Genomic DNA, 17435 nt, shown 5'->3' on the forward strand with positions numbered 1-17435 from the left:
GCACTCACCGGGTCTCGCAGCATGAATCCAGCGTTTGCACGTACACAAAGCCTGATGCCGTGCGCGGTCTGATCGTCACCGCCGATGACTTCGGCCTGCACGAACGCGTGAACGATGCGGTCGCGCGCGCGCATCGCGAGGGCGTGCTCACGTGCGCGAGTCTGATGGCCGGGGCACGCGCCGCGCACCACGCCGTGAAGATCGCGCGCGAGTTGCCGGCGTTGCGCATCGGTCTGCATCTCGTGCTGACCGATGGCGTCGCCTCGCTGCCGCATGGGTCGATCCCCGATCTCGTCGATGCGCGCGGCAACTTCGAAAGCTCGATGTTCGAGAACGGCGTGCGCTTCTACTTTCTGCCGGGCGTGCGGCGGCAACTCGCGCGCGAAATCCACGCGCAGTTCGAGGCATTCGCGGCGACCGGCCTCGAACTCGATCATGTCAACGTGCACAAGCATTTTCATTTGCATCCGACCGTGCTCGAACTGATCCTCGAAATCGGCGCGCAGTTCGGCATGCGTGCGATGCGTCTGCCGCGCGAGAGGCACGGCTCGCTCTTTCTCGCGCCGTGGATCGCGCGGGTGAAGAAGCGGCTCGATGATGCGGGCATCGTTCATAACGACTGGGTCGCGGGTATCGCGCAGACGGGCCGCATGGACGAGGCCGCGTTGCTCGCGCTGCTTGCGAAAGCGCCCGATGGCGTGCTCGAAATCTACAGCCATCCGGCGACGGCAGGCGGACCGTTGACGCCCTCGATGCGCAACTATCGTCACGAAGACGAACTCGTTGCGTTGTGTTCGCCGCGCGTGGCGCGCGCCATCGAAGCGACCGGCGCGATGCACGGCGGTTTCGCCGACGTGTTCGGCGCGCAGGAAGCGGAGCGCACGAACGCCCTCGCTCGGGAACGCGCCTAAAGGTGAGAACTTTCGGGAGCGCGATTTTTCGCTTGCGAAAGTTGCAATCCGCAACTAAATTGAACGGATCTGGTTGCGCTTCGCAACCGATGGAGAGGACATGGACTTCATCGACACACCCGTTCAATCCCGCGACAAAACCATCCTCGAACTGCGCGAGTTTTCGCGCAAACTCGTGCGCGAACTCGGCTTCATGCGCAACACGCTAGCCGACAGCGGCCTCGCGCCGTCGGCGGTGCACGCGATCATCGAGATCGGCGCGACGCCCGGCATACAGGCCCGCGATATCGCGCAGATTCTTCGGCTCGACAAGTCGAACGCGAGCCGGCAGCTCGCGCGGCTCGAAGCGGCGGGGCTCATCACGCGGCAGACATCGAGCGAAGATGCGCGCTCTTCCGAGCTGTATCTCACGACGGCGGGACAGAAGCTGCGCAGAAAGATCGACAAGTTCGCGACCGATCAGGTTTCCGACGCGCTGCGCCGCATGGTGCCCGAAGATCAGCAGACGCTCGTGCGCTCGCTCGCGCTCTATGCCGATGCCCTCGCGCACGGTCACGAGCACAAAACGCCGCACGCCGCGCATACGGAGAGCGCGCGCATCGTCGAGGGATATCGGCCGGGCTGCATCGGCGATGTGGCGAGTCTGCACGCGCGTTTCTATGCGCATCATGCGGGCTTCGGCGTGTTCTTTGAACGCAAGGTCGCGACCGAAATGGCCGCGTTCGCCGAAAGCCTGCCCGCCGAGGGCCGGGCGTTATGGCTCGTGATGGAAGGCGAGCGCACGCTCGGGTCGCTCGCGATCGACGGCGATCTCGCGACGCGTGTGGCGCATCTGCGCTGGTTCATCATCGACGATGCATTGCGTGGCAGCGGCATGGGCAGGCAATTGATGGCGCGCGCGATGAGCTTCGTCGATACTCAGTATGACGAAACATATCTTTGGACCTTCAAGAGCCTGGACGCCGCGCGCCACTTGTACGAATCGTTCGGCTTCACGTTGAGCGATGAAGCCGAAGGCACGCAATGGGGCACATCGGTGACCGAGCAGCGCTTCACGCGCCGCGCGGCTCGATGACTCATCGACGCAAAGGGCGCGCGGTCGGCCCGAGCCGCTGCGCGAAACGACGCGCGCATTCGATGCCGAACGGCGTCGGACGCGCGCCGCGATCGTGCAGCACGTCGAAGCCCATGCGCCACGCCGCGATGCGCTTGCCGTAACAGGTGAGCGTTTCCAGGGACTGCATCACGAACACGATTTCCGGCAGCGTGTCCGCATACAGCGATTCGGCTTCGTGCTCGCGGCCTTCGGCAAAGGCGTCGTAAATGGCGACCTGACGATCGAACGCATCCGGCGCGACGATCAGGCCATCGCAGCCCGCGCGCAAGTTGTCCACGAGTTCCTGACCGCCGCGCCCGTTGAACACCGCGAGCGTTTGATCGAGCGCGCGCAATCGCTCGATGGTCGCGCGGATCGTCACCGCCGGCCCTTCGCCCTTCAGCAAACGGAAGTTCGGGCGCTCGGCCGCGAGCTTCGCGACGGACTCCGCCGACAAGCCCACGCCGAGATATTCCGGCGCATTCTGGATGCCCGCGTTCGCGCCGGTCCATTCGAGCACCGATGCGAAGAAGTCGTAGTAGAACGTTTCCGGCTCACCGCGTTTCGATGGCGGCTGAAGAATGAGCCACGCCGCGCCGCGTTCGAGCGCATGCTCCGCGAGCGCAACCTGAGCATCGATGGTGTCGCCGCTGATCGTGACGGCGAGCGGCACGCGATTCGCGATGCGCGCGGCGCATACATCGATCATCGTGCGCTTTTCGTCTTCCGACAGGCGATTCACTTCGGTCGCAAGTCCCAGCGTGACGATGGCCGGCGCGCCCGCCGCGATGGTCGCATCGATCTGCTTGCGCGTGGCGTCGGCGTCGAGACGGTTCAGCGCATCGAAATAGGCGTACAGCACGGGCCACATGCCGGGCGGCGGCGTTTGCAGGTTCGACATCGACGCCTCCCGCTCAGTGCGAATCGCGCGGCACGGGCGCGCCGCTCGAACCGACGAGGAAGTCCAGGTCCGCGCCCTGATCCGCCTGCAACACGTGCTCCACGTACAAGCGGTAGTAACCGCGCTTCGGCAATTCGGGCGGCTGCCATGCGGCGCGGCGCTTCTCCAGCTCTTCGTCCGATACGTCGAGATGCAGACGGCGCGCGTCCACATCCAGCTCGATCATGTCGCCGGTTTGCACGAGCGCGAGCGGTCCGCCCGCCGCCGCTTCCGGCGATACGTGCAGCACGACCGCGCCATAGGCCGTGCCGCTCATGCGGCCATCGGAGATGCGGACCATGTCGGTGATGCCTTTTTGCAGCACCTTTTTCGGCAGCGGCATGTTGCCGACTTCCGCGAAGCCAGGATAACCCTTCGGCCCCGCGCCTTTGAGGACCATGATGCAGTGCTCGTCGATATCGAGCGAATCGTCGTCGACCTTTGCGTGAAGCTCTTCGACGTTCTCGAACACGACCGCGCGCCCGCGATGCCTGAGCATCGATGCCGTCGCCGCCGATGGCTTGATGACCGCGCCGTTCGGCGCAAGATTGCCCTTCAGCACGGCGATGCCAGCGTGCGGCTTGAACGGCTGCTCGAACGTGGTGATGACCTTCTCGTCGTAGTTCGGCGCGGCGCTCACGTTGTCCCAGAGCGTGCGGCCATTCACCGTGAGCGCATCGCGATGCAAGAGCCCTTGCTCGCCAAGCTGACGCAATACCGCAGGCAAGCCGCCCGCGTAATAGAAGTCTTCCATCAGATACTCGCCCGATGGCTGCAGATTCACGAGGCACGGCACGTTGCTGCCGAGCTCCCAGTCTTCGAGCGTCAGTTCCACGCCGATACGCTTCGCCAGCGCGATCAGATGCACGACCGCATTCGTCGATCCGCCGATGGCCGCATTCGTGCGAATCGCGTTTTCGAAGGCTTCGCGCGTGAGGATCTTGTCCATCGTGAGGTCTTCCTTGACCATATCGACGATACGCCGTCCCGCCATATGCGCGAGCACCTGACGCCGCGCATCGACGGCGGGAATCGCGGCGTTGTGCGGCAAGCCCATGCCGAGCGATTCGACCATCGAGGCCATCGTGGATGCGGTGCCCATCGTCATGCAATGGCCGCGCGAGCGGTTCATGCACGATTCGGCTTCGACGAACTCTTCCTGCGTCATCGTGCCCGCGCGCACTTCCTCCGACATCTGCCACACGCCCGTGCCCGAGCCGATGGTGCGGCCACGAAAGCGCCCGTTCAGCATCGGTCCGCCCGACACCGCGAGCGCGGGCAGATTGCACGACGCCGCGCCCATCAGCAACGCGGGCGTGGTCTTGTCGCAGCCGACGAGCAGAATGACGCCATCGATGGGATTGCCGCGTATGGACTCCTCGACATCCATCGATGCGAGATTGCGAAACAGCATGGCCGTGGGCCGCAGATTCGATTCGCCGAGCGACATCGCCGGAAACTCCAGCGGAAAGCCGCCCGCCTCGCGCACGCCGCGTTTCACGTATTCCGCGAGCTCGCGAAAATGCGCGTTGCACGGTGTGAGTTCCGACCACGTATTGCAGATGCCGATGACCGGCCTGCCATCGAACTGATCGTGAGGAATGCCCTGATTCTTCATCCACGAGCGATGGATGAAGGCGTCTTTATCGTTACCGCCGAACCAGCTTTGCGAGCGTAGCTTGCGCATGGATGTCCCCTTTATCGCGCATTATTCATAGTGTGGGATCCAGTGGCAAAAAGGCCGCGCGGGCGGCCTTTTCGAAACCCGGACACGTCGAGTTATACACCTCGCTACGCGTCCGGCGCGCGTCAAAACGCAAGAATTGACGAATCAGTCGAGCGTTTCCTGCGATCGTTCACGCATGCACGCGACCGCGATCACCGAGAGCACGCCGCAACCGATCACGTACCACGCGGGCGCCATCACGCTCTTCGTGATAACGATGAGCGACGTCACGAAGAACTGCGCGAAGCCGCCGAAAATCGCCACGCCGATGCTATACACGATCGCCGCGCCCGTCGCGCGCACCGAACGCGGGAACAGCTCGCCGAGCATCGCGCCGGTCGGACCCACGTTGAGCGAATGCACGATCGAAAGCACCGTGACGACCGCGAGCAGCGTCGTCGCATTCGGCGAATGGTTCAGCAACGCGAAGGCCGGCCAGATCGCGAGCATCAGTAGAATGCGCGTCGTCTGCGCGAGCTTGTTGCGGCCGATGCGATCCGACAGATAACCGCCGATCGGCGCGACGACGAAGAGAATCGCGCCCGACACGCAGCCCGAGAGCATCGCGGTCCAGCTCGGCAGACCGAGCGTCTTCACGCCGTAGATCGACAGATAGAACACGATGATGAAGTGCGCCGACGTGCCGCCGATCGTCAGGCCGAGTCCGTTGAGCACCGCGCGGCCATGCTCGCGCAGCACCGTGAAGAGCGGAATCTTCGGCGCTTTGGGTGCGGCGGCCACGTGTTGCGGCGGCGCTTCTTCCATCGTTCGACGCAGCCACCAGCCGACCGGAACGATCGCCGTGCCGATGAAGAACGGCACACGCCAGCCCCAGCTTTCGAGCTGCGCTGTCGTGAGCGATGCCGTGAGCGCGACGCCCGTCAGCGCGCCCGCGAGCGCCGAAAGTCCCTGACTCGAGAACTGCCACGATGCATACAGGCCGCGCCGGTTCGCGGGCGCCTGTTCGAGCAGCAGCGTCGTCGATGCACCCACCTCGCCGCCCGCCGAAAAGCCTTGAATCAGCCGCGCGATCACGAGAATGATGGGCGCCGCGATGCCCGCCTGCGCGTAGGTCGGCGCGACCGCGATCATCGCCGTGCCGAGCGCCATCAGCCCGAGGGTGAGCAGCATCGCCTTCTTGCGGCCGACGCGATCGGCGTACATGCCGATGAGCAAGCCGCCGACCGGCCGCGTGAAGAACCCGACGCCGAAGCTCGCCACCGCGAGCAGCAACTGGCCGACCGGATCATGCACCGGAAAGAACAGCTTGCCGATGGTGAGCGCGAAGAACGCATAGACGATGAAGTCGTAGAACTCGAGCGCGTTGCCGACCGCCGCCGCCAGAACGAGACGCGTGCGCGCGGCGCGGCTCGTATGCATCGAAGGATTCGCCGGCGCGCTGGCAAGAGTAGGTGCGTTCATGATGGGTTCCGATGAGATCAGTCGGCGAGCCAGGCTTCGGCCAGGCGCACCCAATAGCTCGCGCCGATCGCGAGGATGTCGTCGTTGAAGTCGTAGCCGGGGTTGTGCACCATGCAGCCGCCCTTCGAGCCGATGCCGTTGCCGATCCACGCATAGCTCCCCGGACACGCCTCGAGCATGAACGCGAAGTCCTCGCTGCCCATCAGCGGCCGCGCGGCCGGATCGACGCGTTGTGCGCCGAGCATTTTCGTGGCGACATCGGTGGCGAAGGCGGTCGGTTCCGCGTGATTCACGAGCACCGGATAGCCGAGTTCGTAATCGATGTCGGCGGTGCAGCCGAACGCCAGCGCCTGTGCGTTCGCGAGCGCGGTGATGCGCTCCTGAAGCTGCTTGCGCACGCCCGCATCGAGCGCGCGCACCGAGAGTTTGATCAGCGCGGTCTCGGGAATCACGTTGCACGCCTCGCCCGCCTGCACGCTGCCGACCGTGACGACCGCGGACTTCTGCGCATCCACTTCACGCGCGACGATGCTGTTCAGCCCGAGCATGATCGATGCGACCGCGGGCATCGGATCGCATGCGACGTGCGGCATCGCGCCGTGACCGCCGACGCCGCGCACCGTGATGTTCACCCGATCCGACGACGCCATGCCCGGACCCGGCGTGAAGAACATGTCGCCTGCGGGAAAGCCCGGCATGTTGTGCAGGCCGAACACGGCGTCGCACGGAAATTTTTCGAAGAGTCCGTCTTCGATCATCGCGCGCGCGCCCGCTTCGCCTTCCTCGGCGGGCTGAAAGATCACGATCAGCGTGCCCGAGAACTGGCGGCTTTCGGCCAGATAGCGCGCGGCGCAGAGCAGCATCGCGGTGTGGCCGTCGTGGCCGCAGGCGTGCATCGTGCGCGTGTGCTTGCTCGCGTACGGCAAGCCGGTCGCTTCCTCGATTGGCAGTGCGTCCATGTCGGCGCGCAAGCCGATCCGCTTGCCGCCCTCGCCCGCCTTCAGCACGCCGACGACACCCGTCTTGCCGAGCCCGCGATGCACTTCGTAGCCCCATTGCGCGAGCAGGCCGGCGACGAGATCGCTGGTCTGGGTTTCTTCATACGCAAGCTCGGGATGCGCATGAATGCGGTGGCGCACATCGACGAACTCCGATGCGATGGCGGCAATGCCGGGGATGACGGGCTCGACTGACAGCATGTGACACTCCTTGCTCGATGCAAATTCAATGTGTCCCAAGCATATAAAGCCGAAAAGCAAACCAAAAGACGGTAAATTTATTGCGTGATGACTATTGGTTGTCGGCAATAACCCTAGGGTATCGGTCATGAGCATGAAGTATCACCAGTTGCGCGCATTTCTGACGACTGCCGAGCAGGGCAGCATCCGCGCGGCCGCACGCAGCCTTCATCTGTCGCAGGCGGCGTTGACCAAGGCGATCAAGGAACTGGAGCAGGATCTCGGCGTGCCGCTCGTGCTGCGCACCGCGCGCGGCGTGCAACTGACCGCGTTCGGGCAGCAGTTGCGCGTGCGCGCACATCTGATCGTAAGCGAGATGCGCCGCGCCGAAGACGACATCGAGCAGATGAAAGGCGCCGGCGCGGGCAGCGTGAGCGCGGCCGTCACGCCGACCGCCGCGCTATCGATATTGCCGCAGGCGTATCGCGCGTTTCGCAAGCAGATGCCGAACGCGCGCGTGAGCTTCATCGAGGGTTTTCCGGGCGTCGCGATGCCGCGTTTGCGCGATGGCTCGCTGGATTTCGTGGTGGCCGTCGTGGTGCCCGAGCATCTCGCGCCGGAGTTCGATCACATCGAGCTGTACGAGAGCCGTTCGGCAATCGTTGGCAGAGCTGATCATCCGTTGCGGCACTGCACGTCGCTCGCGGAATTGTCGGAGGCGGAATGGCTGCTGAATCCATCGCCGGAAAGTTCGACGCAGGCGCTGCTCGATTCATATGCCGAGCGCGGGTTGATGGTGCCGAAGCGCGTGATCGAATGTCCGAGCTTCATCATCGCGCACGGCTTGTTGCGCGGATCGGATGCGCTGGCCGCGATGCCCGCCGCGTTGCTCGAACATCCGTGGGTCAGCGATGGACTCGCCATCTTTCCGATCGCCGATCCGTTGCCCGTGGTGTCGGTTCGCGTCGTCACGCGGCGGGACAGTCCGTTGACGCCCGCCGCTACGGTGTTGCTGGAGTGCTTGCAGCACGCGGCGCGTTCGAAAGGCGGCCGGTGAGGATATTCGGGAGCGGGCAACACTCCCGGCGATATCGCAGAGCAGCGCCGTTACTGCGCCGACAGATAGAACGCCTGGTCGCGCTGCGGCGTCACGCCGACGATCGTGAGCTGGCCGTTCACGACGGTCGCTTCGGCAGACATCGACATATTGTCGAGCGAACACAACGAGCCCGTGAAATTCAACGTGCCGTCGAGAAGATGCTTGCCGGTCGAGCGCGGTTTGAAGCTGCCGGTGAACGCGCAGGCGCTCTGCGTGCCTCTCGCCGTGCCGTCGGCCGCGAACGTGATCGTCGAGGCGGGCGTGACGCCCGTCGCGCTATTCCACGTGCGCGCGACATCGCTGATGCCGATCGGCGTGTCGTAAGTCGTGTTGTAGTTGCCGTTGAAACTCGTGGCGGTCGTGTCCGGGCTCACGAAAAGGCTCGTCGTCGCGGTGAGCGTGCTCTTCGTGGAGAACGTGCCGGACAACGTTCCGCCCCGGATCGCGCCGAGACTGTGGAAGCCGACCGTCGCAGGATCCGTGAACGCGCCGTCCGTTGCCGTCATGATGCCTTCGATCAGCCACACGAACGAACCGCCCTGCGTGTAGATGCTGAAGTACTGGCCGTTTTCGAGAACGATGGTCTGCGCCGCAATCGACTGCGACGAATTCACCGATCCGTACCAGATGCCTTCCGGCAACGCATGAGACGGATTGGCCACGCAGGACTTCGTCAGATTGCTCAGGTCCGTCACGCACGTCTTGTCGTCGTTACCGCCGCCGCACGCGGCGAGTATCGGCAGGGCGAGCAGCATCAGCTTCGAAAAGCGTTTCATAGCGTAGTCGTGGTCTTCAAAGTAAGCATGGGCTGCCGCTCGTTACGGCGTGCCGACAATGAGATAACGGAACATTGCTGTGAAACTTTAGTGCGGGTCGCCACGGATCGATGTCCGCGAAACGAACGCTCAGAACTTCACTCTGAGCATGAAGCCGAGCGTGAACGGAAGGTCGCTCGAAGGGATCGGCGGAATCAGGATGATGTTCGCGCCGACGCGCTTGTAATCCAGCATGATGAGCGGCGCGGCGACCGGTCCCACCGTATGGTTATGGCCGATGCCGTAGCTGCCGTAGTCATAGCCGGAGATGAGGCCGGCCATCACCGCGAGCCTGATGTGGTTCCAGTGAAGGAAGTCCGGGCCCCATACGCCGCCGCCATAGAACGACGGCTTCGAAAGCGAGTTGCGAAAGTATCCGCCCGTCACCGCCCATTGCGGCGCCACCCAGCATTCCAGTCCAATGCCCGGATTGAACTGCTCGAAATCCTTGTCCGGATGAAAGTGATGCGAGGCGACCATCGCATCGACCCAAAGACCGTCGCCACACCAGTCCGCATGCGCGGCGGGCGTCCAGGCCAACGCCGCCAGCGTGACAGCCGCCGAAAAGTGCGCGCGAAAGGTTCGGAATCGGGACAGCCATGTGCGCATGTGTTCTCCGCCAAAGCGCTGATGCAATGGCGCCATTTTTTTGAGATGGAATCGAGGCGAACTCTACCTGATCGCGACATTTTCGTGTGTGCGGACGAAAAGCCCATGACGGCCGCGCATGTCTTCACAAACTCGGCGAAACTTGTCGACGTTTCCATTTTTGTTTTCAAGGCAAAACGCGATGAAGGTTTATAAGCGCCTCGTTCCTTTTATTGCAGCAATCGCGTTGACGGCTTGCACGCCGCTGCAGGTAGTCACGCATCATGTGTCATCGAGCGAAACGAGCGTGCCGCCGGGGCGATATCAACTCGATCCGCATCACTGGAACGTGAGCTTCGACGTCGATCATTTTCATTACTCGCGCTTCGTTATCCGATTCGACAAGACGACGGCGCAACTCGACTGGAATGCGGACGGAATGCCGGCAAGCGCGGTGCGCGCGCGCATCGATGCTTCGAGCGTCAACACCAACGTGCCGCTGCTCGATCGCATGCTGAAGGGTCCGGACATGTTCGACGTCGCGCGCTATCCGGAGATCGTCTTCGTCAGCACGGCGTTTCAACGCACCAGCGACGATAAGGGCATATTGACGGGCGATCTGACGATACGCGGCACGACCAGACCGGTCACGCTGAATGTCACGTTCAACGGCCACGCGGTCAATCCGCTCACGAAGCAGGAAACGCTGGGCTTTTCAGCCGATGGACATTTCAGCCGCGCGCAATTCGGATTGACGACATGGTATCCGGCCGTCGGCGACGATGTGCACGTCGCCATTCAGGCAGAATTTTCGAAAGCGCCAGCGGATGACGCTCAGTGATGCACGTCACGCGATTCGCTCAGGCGGCGTCCGCGGTCCAATCGAGCACGACCTTGCCGCTGTTGCCGGAGAGCATCGTGTCGAAGGCGCGCTGATAGTCGTCGACGGGAAAGGTGTGCGTGAGGATCGGCGAGAGATCGAGTCCGCTTTGCAGCATGGCGACCATCTTGTACCAGGTCTCGAACATCTCGCGTCCATAGATGCCCTTGATTTCGAGTCCCTTGAAGATCACCTGATTCCAGTCGATCGCGGTTTGCGCCGGCGGGATGCCGAGCAGCGCGACCTTGCCGCCGTGGTTCATCGATTCGAGCATCGCCGTGAATGCGCTCGGCACGCCGGACATTTCCAGACCGACGTCGAAGCCCTCGGTCATGCCGAGTTCGCTCATCACGTCGCGCAGGTTCTCGTTCGCCACGTTGACCGCACGCGTCGCGCCCATCTTGCGGGCGAGTTCGAGGCGATAGTCGTTCACGTCGGTGATGACGACATTACGCGCACCGACATGTCGCGCGATCGCCGCGGCCATCACGCCGATCGGCCCCGCGCCGGTGATCAGCACATCTTCGCCGACGAGATTGAACGAGAGCGCCGTGTGTGTCGCGTTGCCGAACGGATCGAAGATCGCGGCGAGATCGTCGGAGATATCGGGCGGAATCTTGAACGCGTTGAACGCCGGAATCACGAGATACTCGGCGAAGGCGCCTTCACGGTTCACGCCGACGCCGACCGTATTGCGGCACAGATGACGACGGCCCGCGCGACAGTTGCGGCAGAAACCGCACGTGATGTGGCCTTCGCCCGACACGCGATCGCCGATAGCGAAGCCGCGCACCTCTTGGCCCATCTCCACGATTTCGCCGACGTACTCGTGACCGACATGCATCGGCACGGGAATCGTCTTCTGCGCCCACTCGTCCCATTTCCAGATATGGATATCGGTGCCGCAGATCGCTGTCTTGCGAATGCGGATGAGAACATCGTTGTGGCCGACTTCAGGCCGCTTCACACGCGTCAAGGTAAGGCCGGGTGCGCGTTCGAGTTTGGCGAGGGCTTTCATTGCGTTTGATCCTGACGTTTGGTCTTGATGGTGCTGCTTCGAAGGTCGCGGGCTTGTGGCCCGTCCCTCGAGGCTTTATGCGCATAAAGGTGGGCGGCGACGCCTCAGCGGATGACGCCGAGCGATCGGCCGACGCGCGCGAACGCATCGACTGCGCGATCAATCTGCTGCGGCGTGTGCGCCGCGCTCATCTGTGTTCGGATGCGCGCGCGTCCCTTGGGCACGACGGGGTAGGAAAAGCCGATGACGTAGACGCCTTCGTCGAGCAAGGCATCGGCCATCTTCGACGCGAGTTGTGCATCGCCGAGCATGACCGGGATGATCGGATGTTCGCCAGGGACGAGATCGAAGCCGAGCGCCGACATGGCGTGGCGAAAGTGCGCGCCGTTCTCGCGGACGCGCCGGCGCAGTGTCGCGCCTTCATCGCTTGCAAGCAATTCGAGCACTTTCAGCGATGCGGCGGCGATGCTGGGCGCCAACGTATTCGAGAAAAGATACGGCCGGCTGCGCTGACGCAACAAATCGATGACTTCCTGGCGCGCGGCGACATAGCCGCCCGAAGCGCCGCCGAGCGCCTTGCCGAGCGTTCCGGTAATGATATCGACGCGATCCAGCACGCCGCAGTGCTCCGGCGTTCCGCGTCCGTTTTCCCCGATGAAGCCGACTGCGTGCGAATCGTCGACCATCACGAGTGCGCCGTAACGATCGGCGAGATCGCAGATACCGGCGAGATTCGCGATGATGCCGTCCATCGAAAAGACGCCGTCCGTCGCGATCAGCTTGAAGCGCGCGCCGGCGGCGTCGGCTTCCTGAAGACGCGTTTCCAGATCCGCAAGGTCGTTGTTCTTGTAGCGCAGGCGTTGCGCCTTCGAGAGCCGCACGCCGTCGATGATGCTGGCGTGATTCAGTTCGTCGCTGATGATCGCGTCTTCTTCGGTCAGCAGCGTTTCGAACAGACCGCCGTTCGCGTCGAAGCAACTCGAGTAGAGGATTGCGTCGTCGGTTTCGAGAAAACGCGCGATCGCATGTTCGAGTTCCTTGTGCACGGTCTGCGTGCCGCAGATGAAGCGCACGGAAGCCATGCCGAAACCATCGGCGTCGAGACCATTCTTCGCCGCTTCGATGAGCCGGCGATCATCCGCGAGGCCGAGATAGTTGTTCGCGCAGAAATTCAGCACGCCGGTTCCGTTGGCGAGCCGAATGTCCGACGACTGCGGACTCGCGATCACGCGTTCCGTTTTGTAGAAGCCCGCCGCGCGAATTTCATCGAGCATCGTGCGCAGATGGGAGAGGTATCGGTCTTTCATCGCAATCCTTGTTCTTGGCGTGCCAATGCAATCCGCGCTTCCTGACGCGCACGCGCGGCCCTTAGCCCTGTTATAGTGCATCCATCGCATCGGACACGTTCGATATTTCGAACGTAATTCCGATATGCCGAACACTCTACGGGATCGATCGATTCATGGCAAGCACGGGTTCAGACGGAAAAGTGGGCGACCTCGCGAGCACCGGCGCGACGCCGCCGCGTGTTGGAGAAATCATTCAACGCTTGCGTAATGAAAGAAAGCTGACGCTCGACGATCTGTCGCGCGCGGCTGGCGTATCGAAGTCGATGCTGTCGGAGATCGAACGCGACAAGGCCAATCCGACGATCGCGGTCGCCTGGCGATTGACCAACGCGCTCGGCATCAGCCTGGATCAACTGTTCGCGCAGCAAAGACCCGCAGAAGCGATCCGCGTGGCCGGACCGCATGAAATACCGACGCTAAGTGGCGACAACGGCGGCTATCAATTGCGTGTGTGGGGGCCGATCGAACTGGCCGGAAAGTTCGAGTGGTACGAACTCACGCTGCAATCGGGCGCCGCGCTGACGTCGAATGCGCACGAGCCGGGCACGCGCGAGCATCTCACGGTGCTGAATGGTTCGATGGAAGTGGATGCATCGGGCGCGACGCGTCGTCTGAAGGCAGGGGAAACCGCGCGTTATGCCGCCGACGAAGCACACGCGATCCGCAACGTGGGACGGGCGGAAGCCAAGGCGCTGCTCGTGGTCATTCACGGCTGACGCGCCGACCGCCCGTAGACTTTATGCGCATCAAGTTTGGGACGAGGCGTCCTCGCTCGCCAATGAAAAACGGGACGCGCATCGTGCACGTCCCGTTCAAAACAGCGCTGGCATTGCCGCGCCGATCGACCCGCGTTACGGGTTCTTTTTCACACTGTCCTTCAGGTCTTCGCGCGCATCGCCCACGCCTTTCTGAACCTTGCCCGCTGCCTGCTGCATGTCGCCCTTGACTTCCTGGGCCTTGTCGCCCGTCACTTTGCCGACGCCTTCGTTGATCTTTCCCTTGATCTGCTTGCCGACGCCTTCAGCTTGATCCTTGTTCATATCAGTTCTCCCGTGGTTTGCAGCGCTGTTGGCCGCGCAATGCCGTCGAACGAACGCAGAAAAGAACGTCTGCGCGTTCCGCTCAGGAGATTTCCTAAGCATGGTTCAACGATGCGCTTTGTCGGTCGGCGCGCATAGCGGTGCATGTCTGAAACGCACGTAGGCGGAATCGCACATACACCCGAGTCGACTGGCGCGACTCTATTTTCATTGCAACAAGTACTGTATATTTGTACAGTACAATAAGACCGGTTGGGAAGGGGTGAATCATGGAGACGAATGGCGAGAATCTGAGCAGAAGGCAGTTTGCCCGTGCTGTGCGTGACCTGGAGCGCATCACGCGTCAGATCGCGGCGCGATACATCGACAAAGGCGTGCCGCTGACCTGGCGGCTGTTGCATGCAATCGAGGCCGAAGCGGTGGCGGACCTCGGTTTTGCGGGACGGCATGAAGCCGCATTGCGCGAACTGTTTGCGCGTCCTGACGACTTCCATTTTCCGGAAACCGACGACGTCGTCGACGTCGCATCGTCCGACGCCTTGCCCGCCGTTTTCGCCTTCGCGGTGGACGCCTACGAACGCGCCGCACGACAGGGCCGACCGCAAGCCGTCATCGCAGCGCATTGACGCGTCCCCGCCCGGCACGCGGCAAGATCCGCGTGCTCTGGCACTTCTCAGATCGCATCGAACGGTTTCAAGGCGCGAAGTCCGCCGCCATGTCGGCATCGGAACGCGCTTCGAGCTTGCCATCGCGGCACGCTGCACGAAACACCTCGTAGTCCTTCTCCACCTGATTCGCGTAGCCGCGCCCGTAGCGCACCAGCACGTCCGCCATGCGATCGCTGGTGCCGAGATAGCCCGAAATCTCCGGTGCGCATCCTCCGGATTTCGCGTGCGCGCGGGCGAGCGCCCATCCGCAAAGCACGGCGTATTCGCGAAAGACGTCGTCGGTGAAAGTGTCGAGTTCCGCGGAAATCTTCATGTCGCGCAACTGGCGGATGTACAGCCTGCGTCCGAGCGGCCCGGTCGCCCAGCCAAGAAACGGATCCGTCGCCGCCTGCATCAGACGTTGTCCGTGAACGACGCGCTGACCGTCGTGCTCGAAATCGTCGGCGCTTTTCGCGTGTTTCGCGTGTTTCACATATCTCGCGACAACCGACGTCGATGCTTCTTTGATCTGCAAGAACAGTGGCTTGTCGTGATGATCCGTGAGCAGCACAACGAGGCAGCGCGTGCCGACACTGCCCACGCCGACCACCTTGAACGCAATGTCCTGCAAGGTGAATTGCGACAGCAACCTTGCGCGCTCCGGCGTGAGCGTCGTCACATAGTCGCGCATCAGGGCCGCGACAATCTCCTCGCGTTTACCTTTCAGCGTCATCCAGCCGTCGTTCTTGTCGATCAGCGTGCTCTCGCCGTGAATGTGGAACACGGCAGGCGGCGCATCGCGGATACGCCACGTGTCGCCGGTTTTTTCGGCGAGCTTCGGCAGCATCGTTTCATGCGTGCGCCGCGACGCCCGTTCGATACCGCGCTTGATGCGCCGTCGCACTTCATCGTTTTGCACCGTCTCGTACATGCGCTCGAAGCTGATGCGCTCGTACCAGAGATCGAGCACGCTCATTTCGGCGTATTCGCGCAGATGCGTTTGATAGCTGCGCGCGGCGACATAGGCGAACTCGTCGGCGGCGAGATCGCTGTGGCCTAGATGCCGGCCGGCAATCGTGAAGCTCGCGACGAGCCGTTTCACATCCCATTCCCACGGCCCGGGCGCGGTTTCGTCGAAGTCGTTGAGATCGAAGATGAGCGTGCGTTCGGGCGTCGCGAAGCCGCCGAAATTGGACAAATGACAGTCACCGCAGATCTGAATGACGATGCCGCTGTCCGGTGTCGCAGCAAGGTCGTGCGCCTGCAGAATCGCGCTGCCGCGATAAAACGTGAACGGCGACACCAGCATGCGGCCATAGCGCAGCGGGATCAGCGCATCGACACGGCCTTTGCTGCTTATCCGCAGCAGTTCGATGGGATCACGATCGACATCGCCGATCGTCTCCTGCCCGGCACGCGGCGTGCGCTCGCGCGCCGTGCGCCCCTTCGCGCGGCGTTCCTGCCAGGGTTGTCGGGCCATCGTTCACTCCTTGTTGCTCTTTGCATTTTTGGATGGAAGGAAGCGGTATCAAAGACAGTAGTCGACGAAATGCACGCCCGGCAAGACAGTTATCGACACTTTGGCGAACACGCGCGCTTGACGTCAGGCACGTGAAGCCCGACGCTGTGCGTAGTGCCACACAGCGCGCAACGCGCCTTCGAACACCATGCCGAACACTTCCGATCTCTTCGACCAACAGCGTGCCGACTGGCAGGCGGACCCCCACGCGGCGTTCGATGCGTGGCTCGCGCAGCAGTCGTTCAGGGCTTCTTCGGCGGATGTGTATCGCGCGCAATGGGGAAACTTTCTGGAATGGCTGGCCGCGAAACGCGCGACGCTGCATACGGTGCAACGTCCGGTGATCGAGCAGTTTGTCGCGGAACTGGACATCCGCCGTCCGCAGCGCATGCGCTACCTTCGACTGATCGAACGCGTGCTCGATCATGTGCGGGAAATAGAATCGGCGGCGACGAACCCTGCCCGCTTCATCGCTCAGGACGGCAATGCCGCATGGCGCAAGGCACGCGACAACGAGCCGACCGGTTTTCTCACCCACGACGAGCGCGCGCTGCTCGTCGCGCATCTGTTTTCGCCGATGGGCGCGTTGCCCTCCGGTCAGCGCTGGCGCGAGCGGCGTGATCGGGCGTTGGTCGCCGTATTTCTCGGTGCTGGCGTCAAAACGGGCGAGGCCGCGCAGCTGACTGCGGATTGCTACGCGGCAGGTGCGCCCTACGTCACCGTCGATGCGTCGAATCCGCTGCTGATCCGGCAAGCGCGCCTCGCGCCGTTCGCCGTCGAACTGCTCGACAACTGGATCAGCGAGCGCAAGACGGCGGGTCTTGCGGGCGAGTTGCTGTTCCCGGCAGCGCCGTCCGGACGCTCCATGCACAAGGCGACGATGTTGCGCGCCATCGATGCAGTCGTGGCCGCCTCGGGCATCGCCGCGTCGCGTGTCGCGCGGGCGAGCCCGCAAACCTTACGCAACACCTACGCCGCGGAGCTCTTCGAGGATGGAACGGACCCGGAGCGCGTCGGGCAGTGGCTTGGATTGCAGCAGATGATCTCCGTGCATCGGCTGCATCGCGCCTGGCAGGAATGGATGGGTGAGCAAATACGGGAGCGGGATATCGCCCGTGCGCGCGCTGAAAGTACGCCCGACGCGGATTCGCACCTATCCGCCGACGATCCCGAAAACTCTCACCTTTAATGATTGCGCTCGTTCGAC

The 17435-nt window shown here is 63.0% G+C and carries 17 protein-coding genes; 7 read left to right on the forward strand and 10 right to left on the reverse strand.

Features of this window, described 5'->3' with window-relative positions:
- The first annotated feature begins 59 nt into the window (after nt 1–59).
- Nucleotides 60–911 (forward strand): hopanoid biosynthesis-associated protein HpnK, encoded by an 852-nt coding sequence (gene hpnK / locus AWB76_RS26440; RefSeq protein ID WP_061163085.1) that lies wholly within the window; start codon nt 60–62, stop codon nt 909–911.
- 100 nt (nt 912–1011) lie between these two features.
- The gene (locus AWB76_RS26445; protein ID WP_061163086.1) at nt 1012–1986 is read left to right on the forward strand and encodes a bifunctional helix-turn-helix transcriptional regulator/GNAT family N-acetyltransferase; all 975 of its coding nucleotides are present in this window, start codon (nt 1012–1014) and stop codon (nt 1984–1986) included.
- Nucleotide 1987: 1 nt separating this feature from the next.
- Here AWB76_RS26445 and AWB76_RS26450 read toward each other — a convergent pair whose 3' ends face one another.
- From AWB76_RS26450 to AWB76_RS26465, 4 genes are all read right to left on the reverse strand, one after another.
- Nucleotides 1988–2908 (reverse strand): dihydrodipicolinate synthase family protein, encoded by a 921-nt coding sequence (locus AWB76_RS26450; RefSeq protein ID WP_208606614.1) that lies wholly within the window; start codon nt 2906–2908, stop codon nt 1988–1990.
- A 13-nt stretch (nt 2909–2921) separates the two neighbouring features.
- On the reverse strand, nt 2922–4634 hold the full coding sequence (locus tag AWB76_RS26455; protein ID WP_061163087.1) for an IlvD/Edd family dehydratase: 1713 nt from the start codon (nt 4632–4634) through the stop codon (nt 2922–2924).
- Nucleotides 4635–4778: 144 nt separating this feature from the next.
- A complete protein-coding gene (locus AWB76_RS26460) occupies nt 4779–6095 on the reverse strand; it encodes an MFS transporter (protein WP_061163088.1) in 1317 nt (438 codons plus the stop codon).
- 17 nt (nt 6096–6112) lie between these two features.
- Nucleotides 6113–7294 carry a M20 aminoacylase family protein gene (locus tag AWB76_RS26465; protein ID WP_061163089.1) on the reverse strand — a complete coding sequence of 394 codons (1182 nt, stop codon included), beginning with the start codon at nt 7292–7294 and terminating at the stop codon, nt 6113–6115.
- A gap of 133 nt (nt 7295–7427) precedes the next feature.
- On the opposite strand from AWB76_RS26465, the gene AWB76_RS26470 reads away from it, so the two are divergent.
- On the forward strand, nt 7428–8330 hold the full coding sequence (locus AWB76_RS26470; RefSeq protein WP_061163154.1) for a LysR substrate-binding domain-containing protein: 903 nt from the start codon (nt 7428–7430) through the stop codon (nt 8328–8330).
- A 50-nt stretch (nt 8331–8380) separates the two neighbouring features.
- Here the strand turns inward: AWB76_RS26470 and AWB76_RS26475 are convergent, their stop codons facing one another.
- Nucleotides 8381–9148 carry a hypothetical protein gene (locus tag AWB76_RS26475; protein WP_061163090.1) on the reverse strand — a complete coding sequence of 256 codons (768 nt, stop codon included), beginning with the start codon at nt 9146–9148 and terminating at the stop codon, nt 8381–8383.
- Between the two features lie 129 nt (nt 9149–9277).
- Complete coding sequence (locus tag AWB76_RS26480) at nt 9278–9796, reverse strand: hypothetical protein (RefSeq protein ID WP_061163155.1); 519 nt, start codon at nt 9794–9796, stop codon at nt 9278–9280.
- Between the two features lie 181 nt (nt 9797–9977).
- Between AWB76_RS26480 and AWB76_RS26485 the strand changes: the two genes are divergently transcribed.
- The gene (locus tag AWB76_RS26485) at nt 9978–10616 is read left to right on the forward strand and encodes a YceI family protein (RefSeq protein ID WP_061163091.1); all 639 of its coding nucleotides are present in this window, start codon (nt 9978–9980) and stop codon (nt 10614–10616) included.
- Between the two features lie 19 nt (nt 10617–10635).
- Here the strand turns inward: AWB76_RS26485 and tdh are convergent, their stop codons facing one another.
- Together tdh and AWB76_RS26495 are read right to left on the reverse strand one after the other, a co-directional pair.
- Nucleotides 10636–11673, reverse strand: a complete 1038-nt coding sequence (gene tdh / locus AWB76_RS26490) for an L-threonine 3-dehydrogenase (RefSeq protein ID WP_061163092.1) — start codon at nt 11671–11673, stop codon at nt 10636–10638.
- A 104-nt stretch (nt 11674–11777) separates the two neighbouring features.
- Entirely contained in the window at nt 11778–12980 is a 1203-nt protein-coding gene (locus AWB76_RS26495) for a glycine C-acetyltransferase (protein WP_061163093.1), read from the reverse strand.
- A gap of 155 nt (nt 12981–13135) precedes the next feature.
- Here AWB76_RS26495 and AWB76_RS26500 point away from each other — a divergent pair, with 155 nt between their 5' ends.
- Nucleotides 13136–13738 (forward strand): helix-turn-helix domain-containing protein, encoded by a 603-nt coding sequence (locus AWB76_RS26500; protein ID WP_061163094.1) that lies wholly within the window; start codon nt 13136–13138, stop codon nt 13736–13738.
- A 135-nt stretch (nt 13739–13873) separates the two neighbouring features.
- On the opposite strand, the gene AWB76_RS26505 is transcribed toward AWB76_RS26500, so the two are convergent.
- Complete coding sequence (locus AWB76_RS26505) at nt 13874–14062, reverse strand: CsbD family protein (RefSeq protein ID WP_061163095.1); 189 nt, start codon at nt 14060–14062, stop codon at nt 13874–13876.
- A gap of 269 nt (nt 14063–14331) precedes the next feature.
- Here AWB76_RS26505 and AWB76_RS26510 point away from each other — a divergent pair, with 269 nt between their 5' ends.
- Nucleotides 14332–14688 carry a DUF2471 family protein gene (locus tag AWB76_RS26510; RefSeq protein ID WP_061163096.1) on the forward strand — a complete coding sequence of 119 codons (357 nt, stop codon included), beginning with the start codon at nt 14332–14334 and terminating at the stop codon, nt 14686–14688.
- Between the two features lie 67 nt (nt 14689–14755).
- On the opposite strand, the gene AWB76_RS26515 is transcribed toward AWB76_RS26510, so the two are convergent.
- A complete protein-coding gene (locus AWB76_RS26515) occupies nt 14756–16189 on the reverse strand; it encodes a DUF2252 domain-containing protein (RefSeq protein ID WP_061163097.1) in 1434 nt (477 codons plus the stop codon).
- Nucleotides 16190–16376: 187 nt separating this feature from the next.
- Here AWB76_RS26515 and AWB76_RS26520 point away from each other — a divergent pair, with 187 nt between their 5' ends.
- Nucleotides 16377–17417 carry a tyrosine-type recombinase/integrase gene (locus tag AWB76_RS26520; RefSeq protein ID WP_061163098.1) on the forward strand — a complete coding sequence of 347 codons (1041 nt, stop codon included), beginning with the start codon at nt 16377–16379 and terminating at the stop codon, nt 17415–17417.
- Nucleotides 17418–17435 lie beyond the last annotated feature (18 nt).

The sequence above is a fragment of the Caballeronia temeraria genome, assembly GCF_001544795.2.
GTDB classification, from domain to species: domain Bacteria; phylum Pseudomonadota; class Gammaproteobacteria; order Burkholderiales; family Burkholderiaceae; genus Caballeronia; species Caballeronia temeraria.

Coding starts and splice junctions, on each gene's coding strand:
- AWB76_RS26445 (WP_061163086.1), top strand. CDS start 1,012: ATGGACTTCATCGACACACCCGTTCAATCCCGCGACAAAACCATCCTC.
- AWB76_RS26450 (WP_208606614.1), bottom strand. CDS start 2,908: ATGTCGAACCTGCAAACGCCGCCGCCCGGCATGTGGCCCGTGCTGTAC.
- AWB76_RS26455 (WP_061163087.1), bottom strand. CDS start 4,634: ATGCGCAAGCTACGCTCGCAAAGCTGGTTCGGCGGTAACGATAAAGAC.
- AWB76_RS26460 (WP_061163088.1), bottom strand. CDS start 6,095: ATGAACGCACCTACTCTTGCCAGCGCGCCGGCGAATCCTTCGATGCAT.
- AWB76_RS26465 (WP_061163089.1), bottom strand. CDS start 7,294: ATGCTGTCAGTCGAGCCCGTCATCCCCGGCATTGCCGCCATCGCATCG.
- AWB76_RS26470 (WP_061163154.1), top strand. CDS start 7,428: ATGAAGTATCACCAGTTGCGCGCATTTCTGACGACTGCCGAGCAGGGC.
- AWB76_RS26475 (WP_061163090.1), bottom strand. CDS start 9,148: ATGAAACGCTTTTCGAAGCTGATGCTGCTCGCCCTGCCGATACTCGCC.
- AWB76_RS26480 (WP_061163155.1), bottom strand. CDS start 9,796: ATGCGCACATGGCTGTCCCGATTCCGAACCTTTCGCGCGCACTTTTCG.
- AWB76_RS26485 (WP_061163091.1), top strand. CDS start 9,978: ATGAAGGTTTATAAGCGCCTCGTTCCTTTTATTGCAGCAATCGCGTTG.
- tdh (WP_061163092.1), bottom strand. CDS start 11,673: ATGAAAGCCCTCGCCAAACTCGAACGCGCACCCGGCCTTACCTTGACG.
- AWB76_RS26495 (WP_061163093.1), bottom strand. CDS start 12,980: ATGAAAGACCGATACCTCTCCCATCTGCGCACGATGCTCGATGAAATT.
- AWB76_RS26500 (WP_061163094.1), top strand. CDS start 13,136: ATGGCAAGCACGGGTTCAGACGGAAAAGTGGGCGACCTCGCGAGCACC.
- AWB76_RS26505 (WP_061163095.1), bottom strand. CDS start 14,062: ATGAACAAGGATCAAGCTGAAGGCGTCGGCAAGCAGATCAAGGGAAAG.
- AWB76_RS26510 (WP_061163096.1), top strand. CDS start 14,332: ATGGAGACGAATGGCGAGAATCTGAGCAGAAGGCAGTTTGCCCGTGCT.
- AWB76_RS26515 (WP_061163097.1), bottom strand. CDS start 16,189: ATGGCCCGACAACCCTGGCAGGAACGCCGCGCGAAGGGGCGCACGGCG.
- AWB76_RS26520 (WP_061163098.1), top strand. CDS start 16,377: ATGCCGAACACTTCCGATCTCTTCGACCAACAGCGTGCCGACTGGCAG.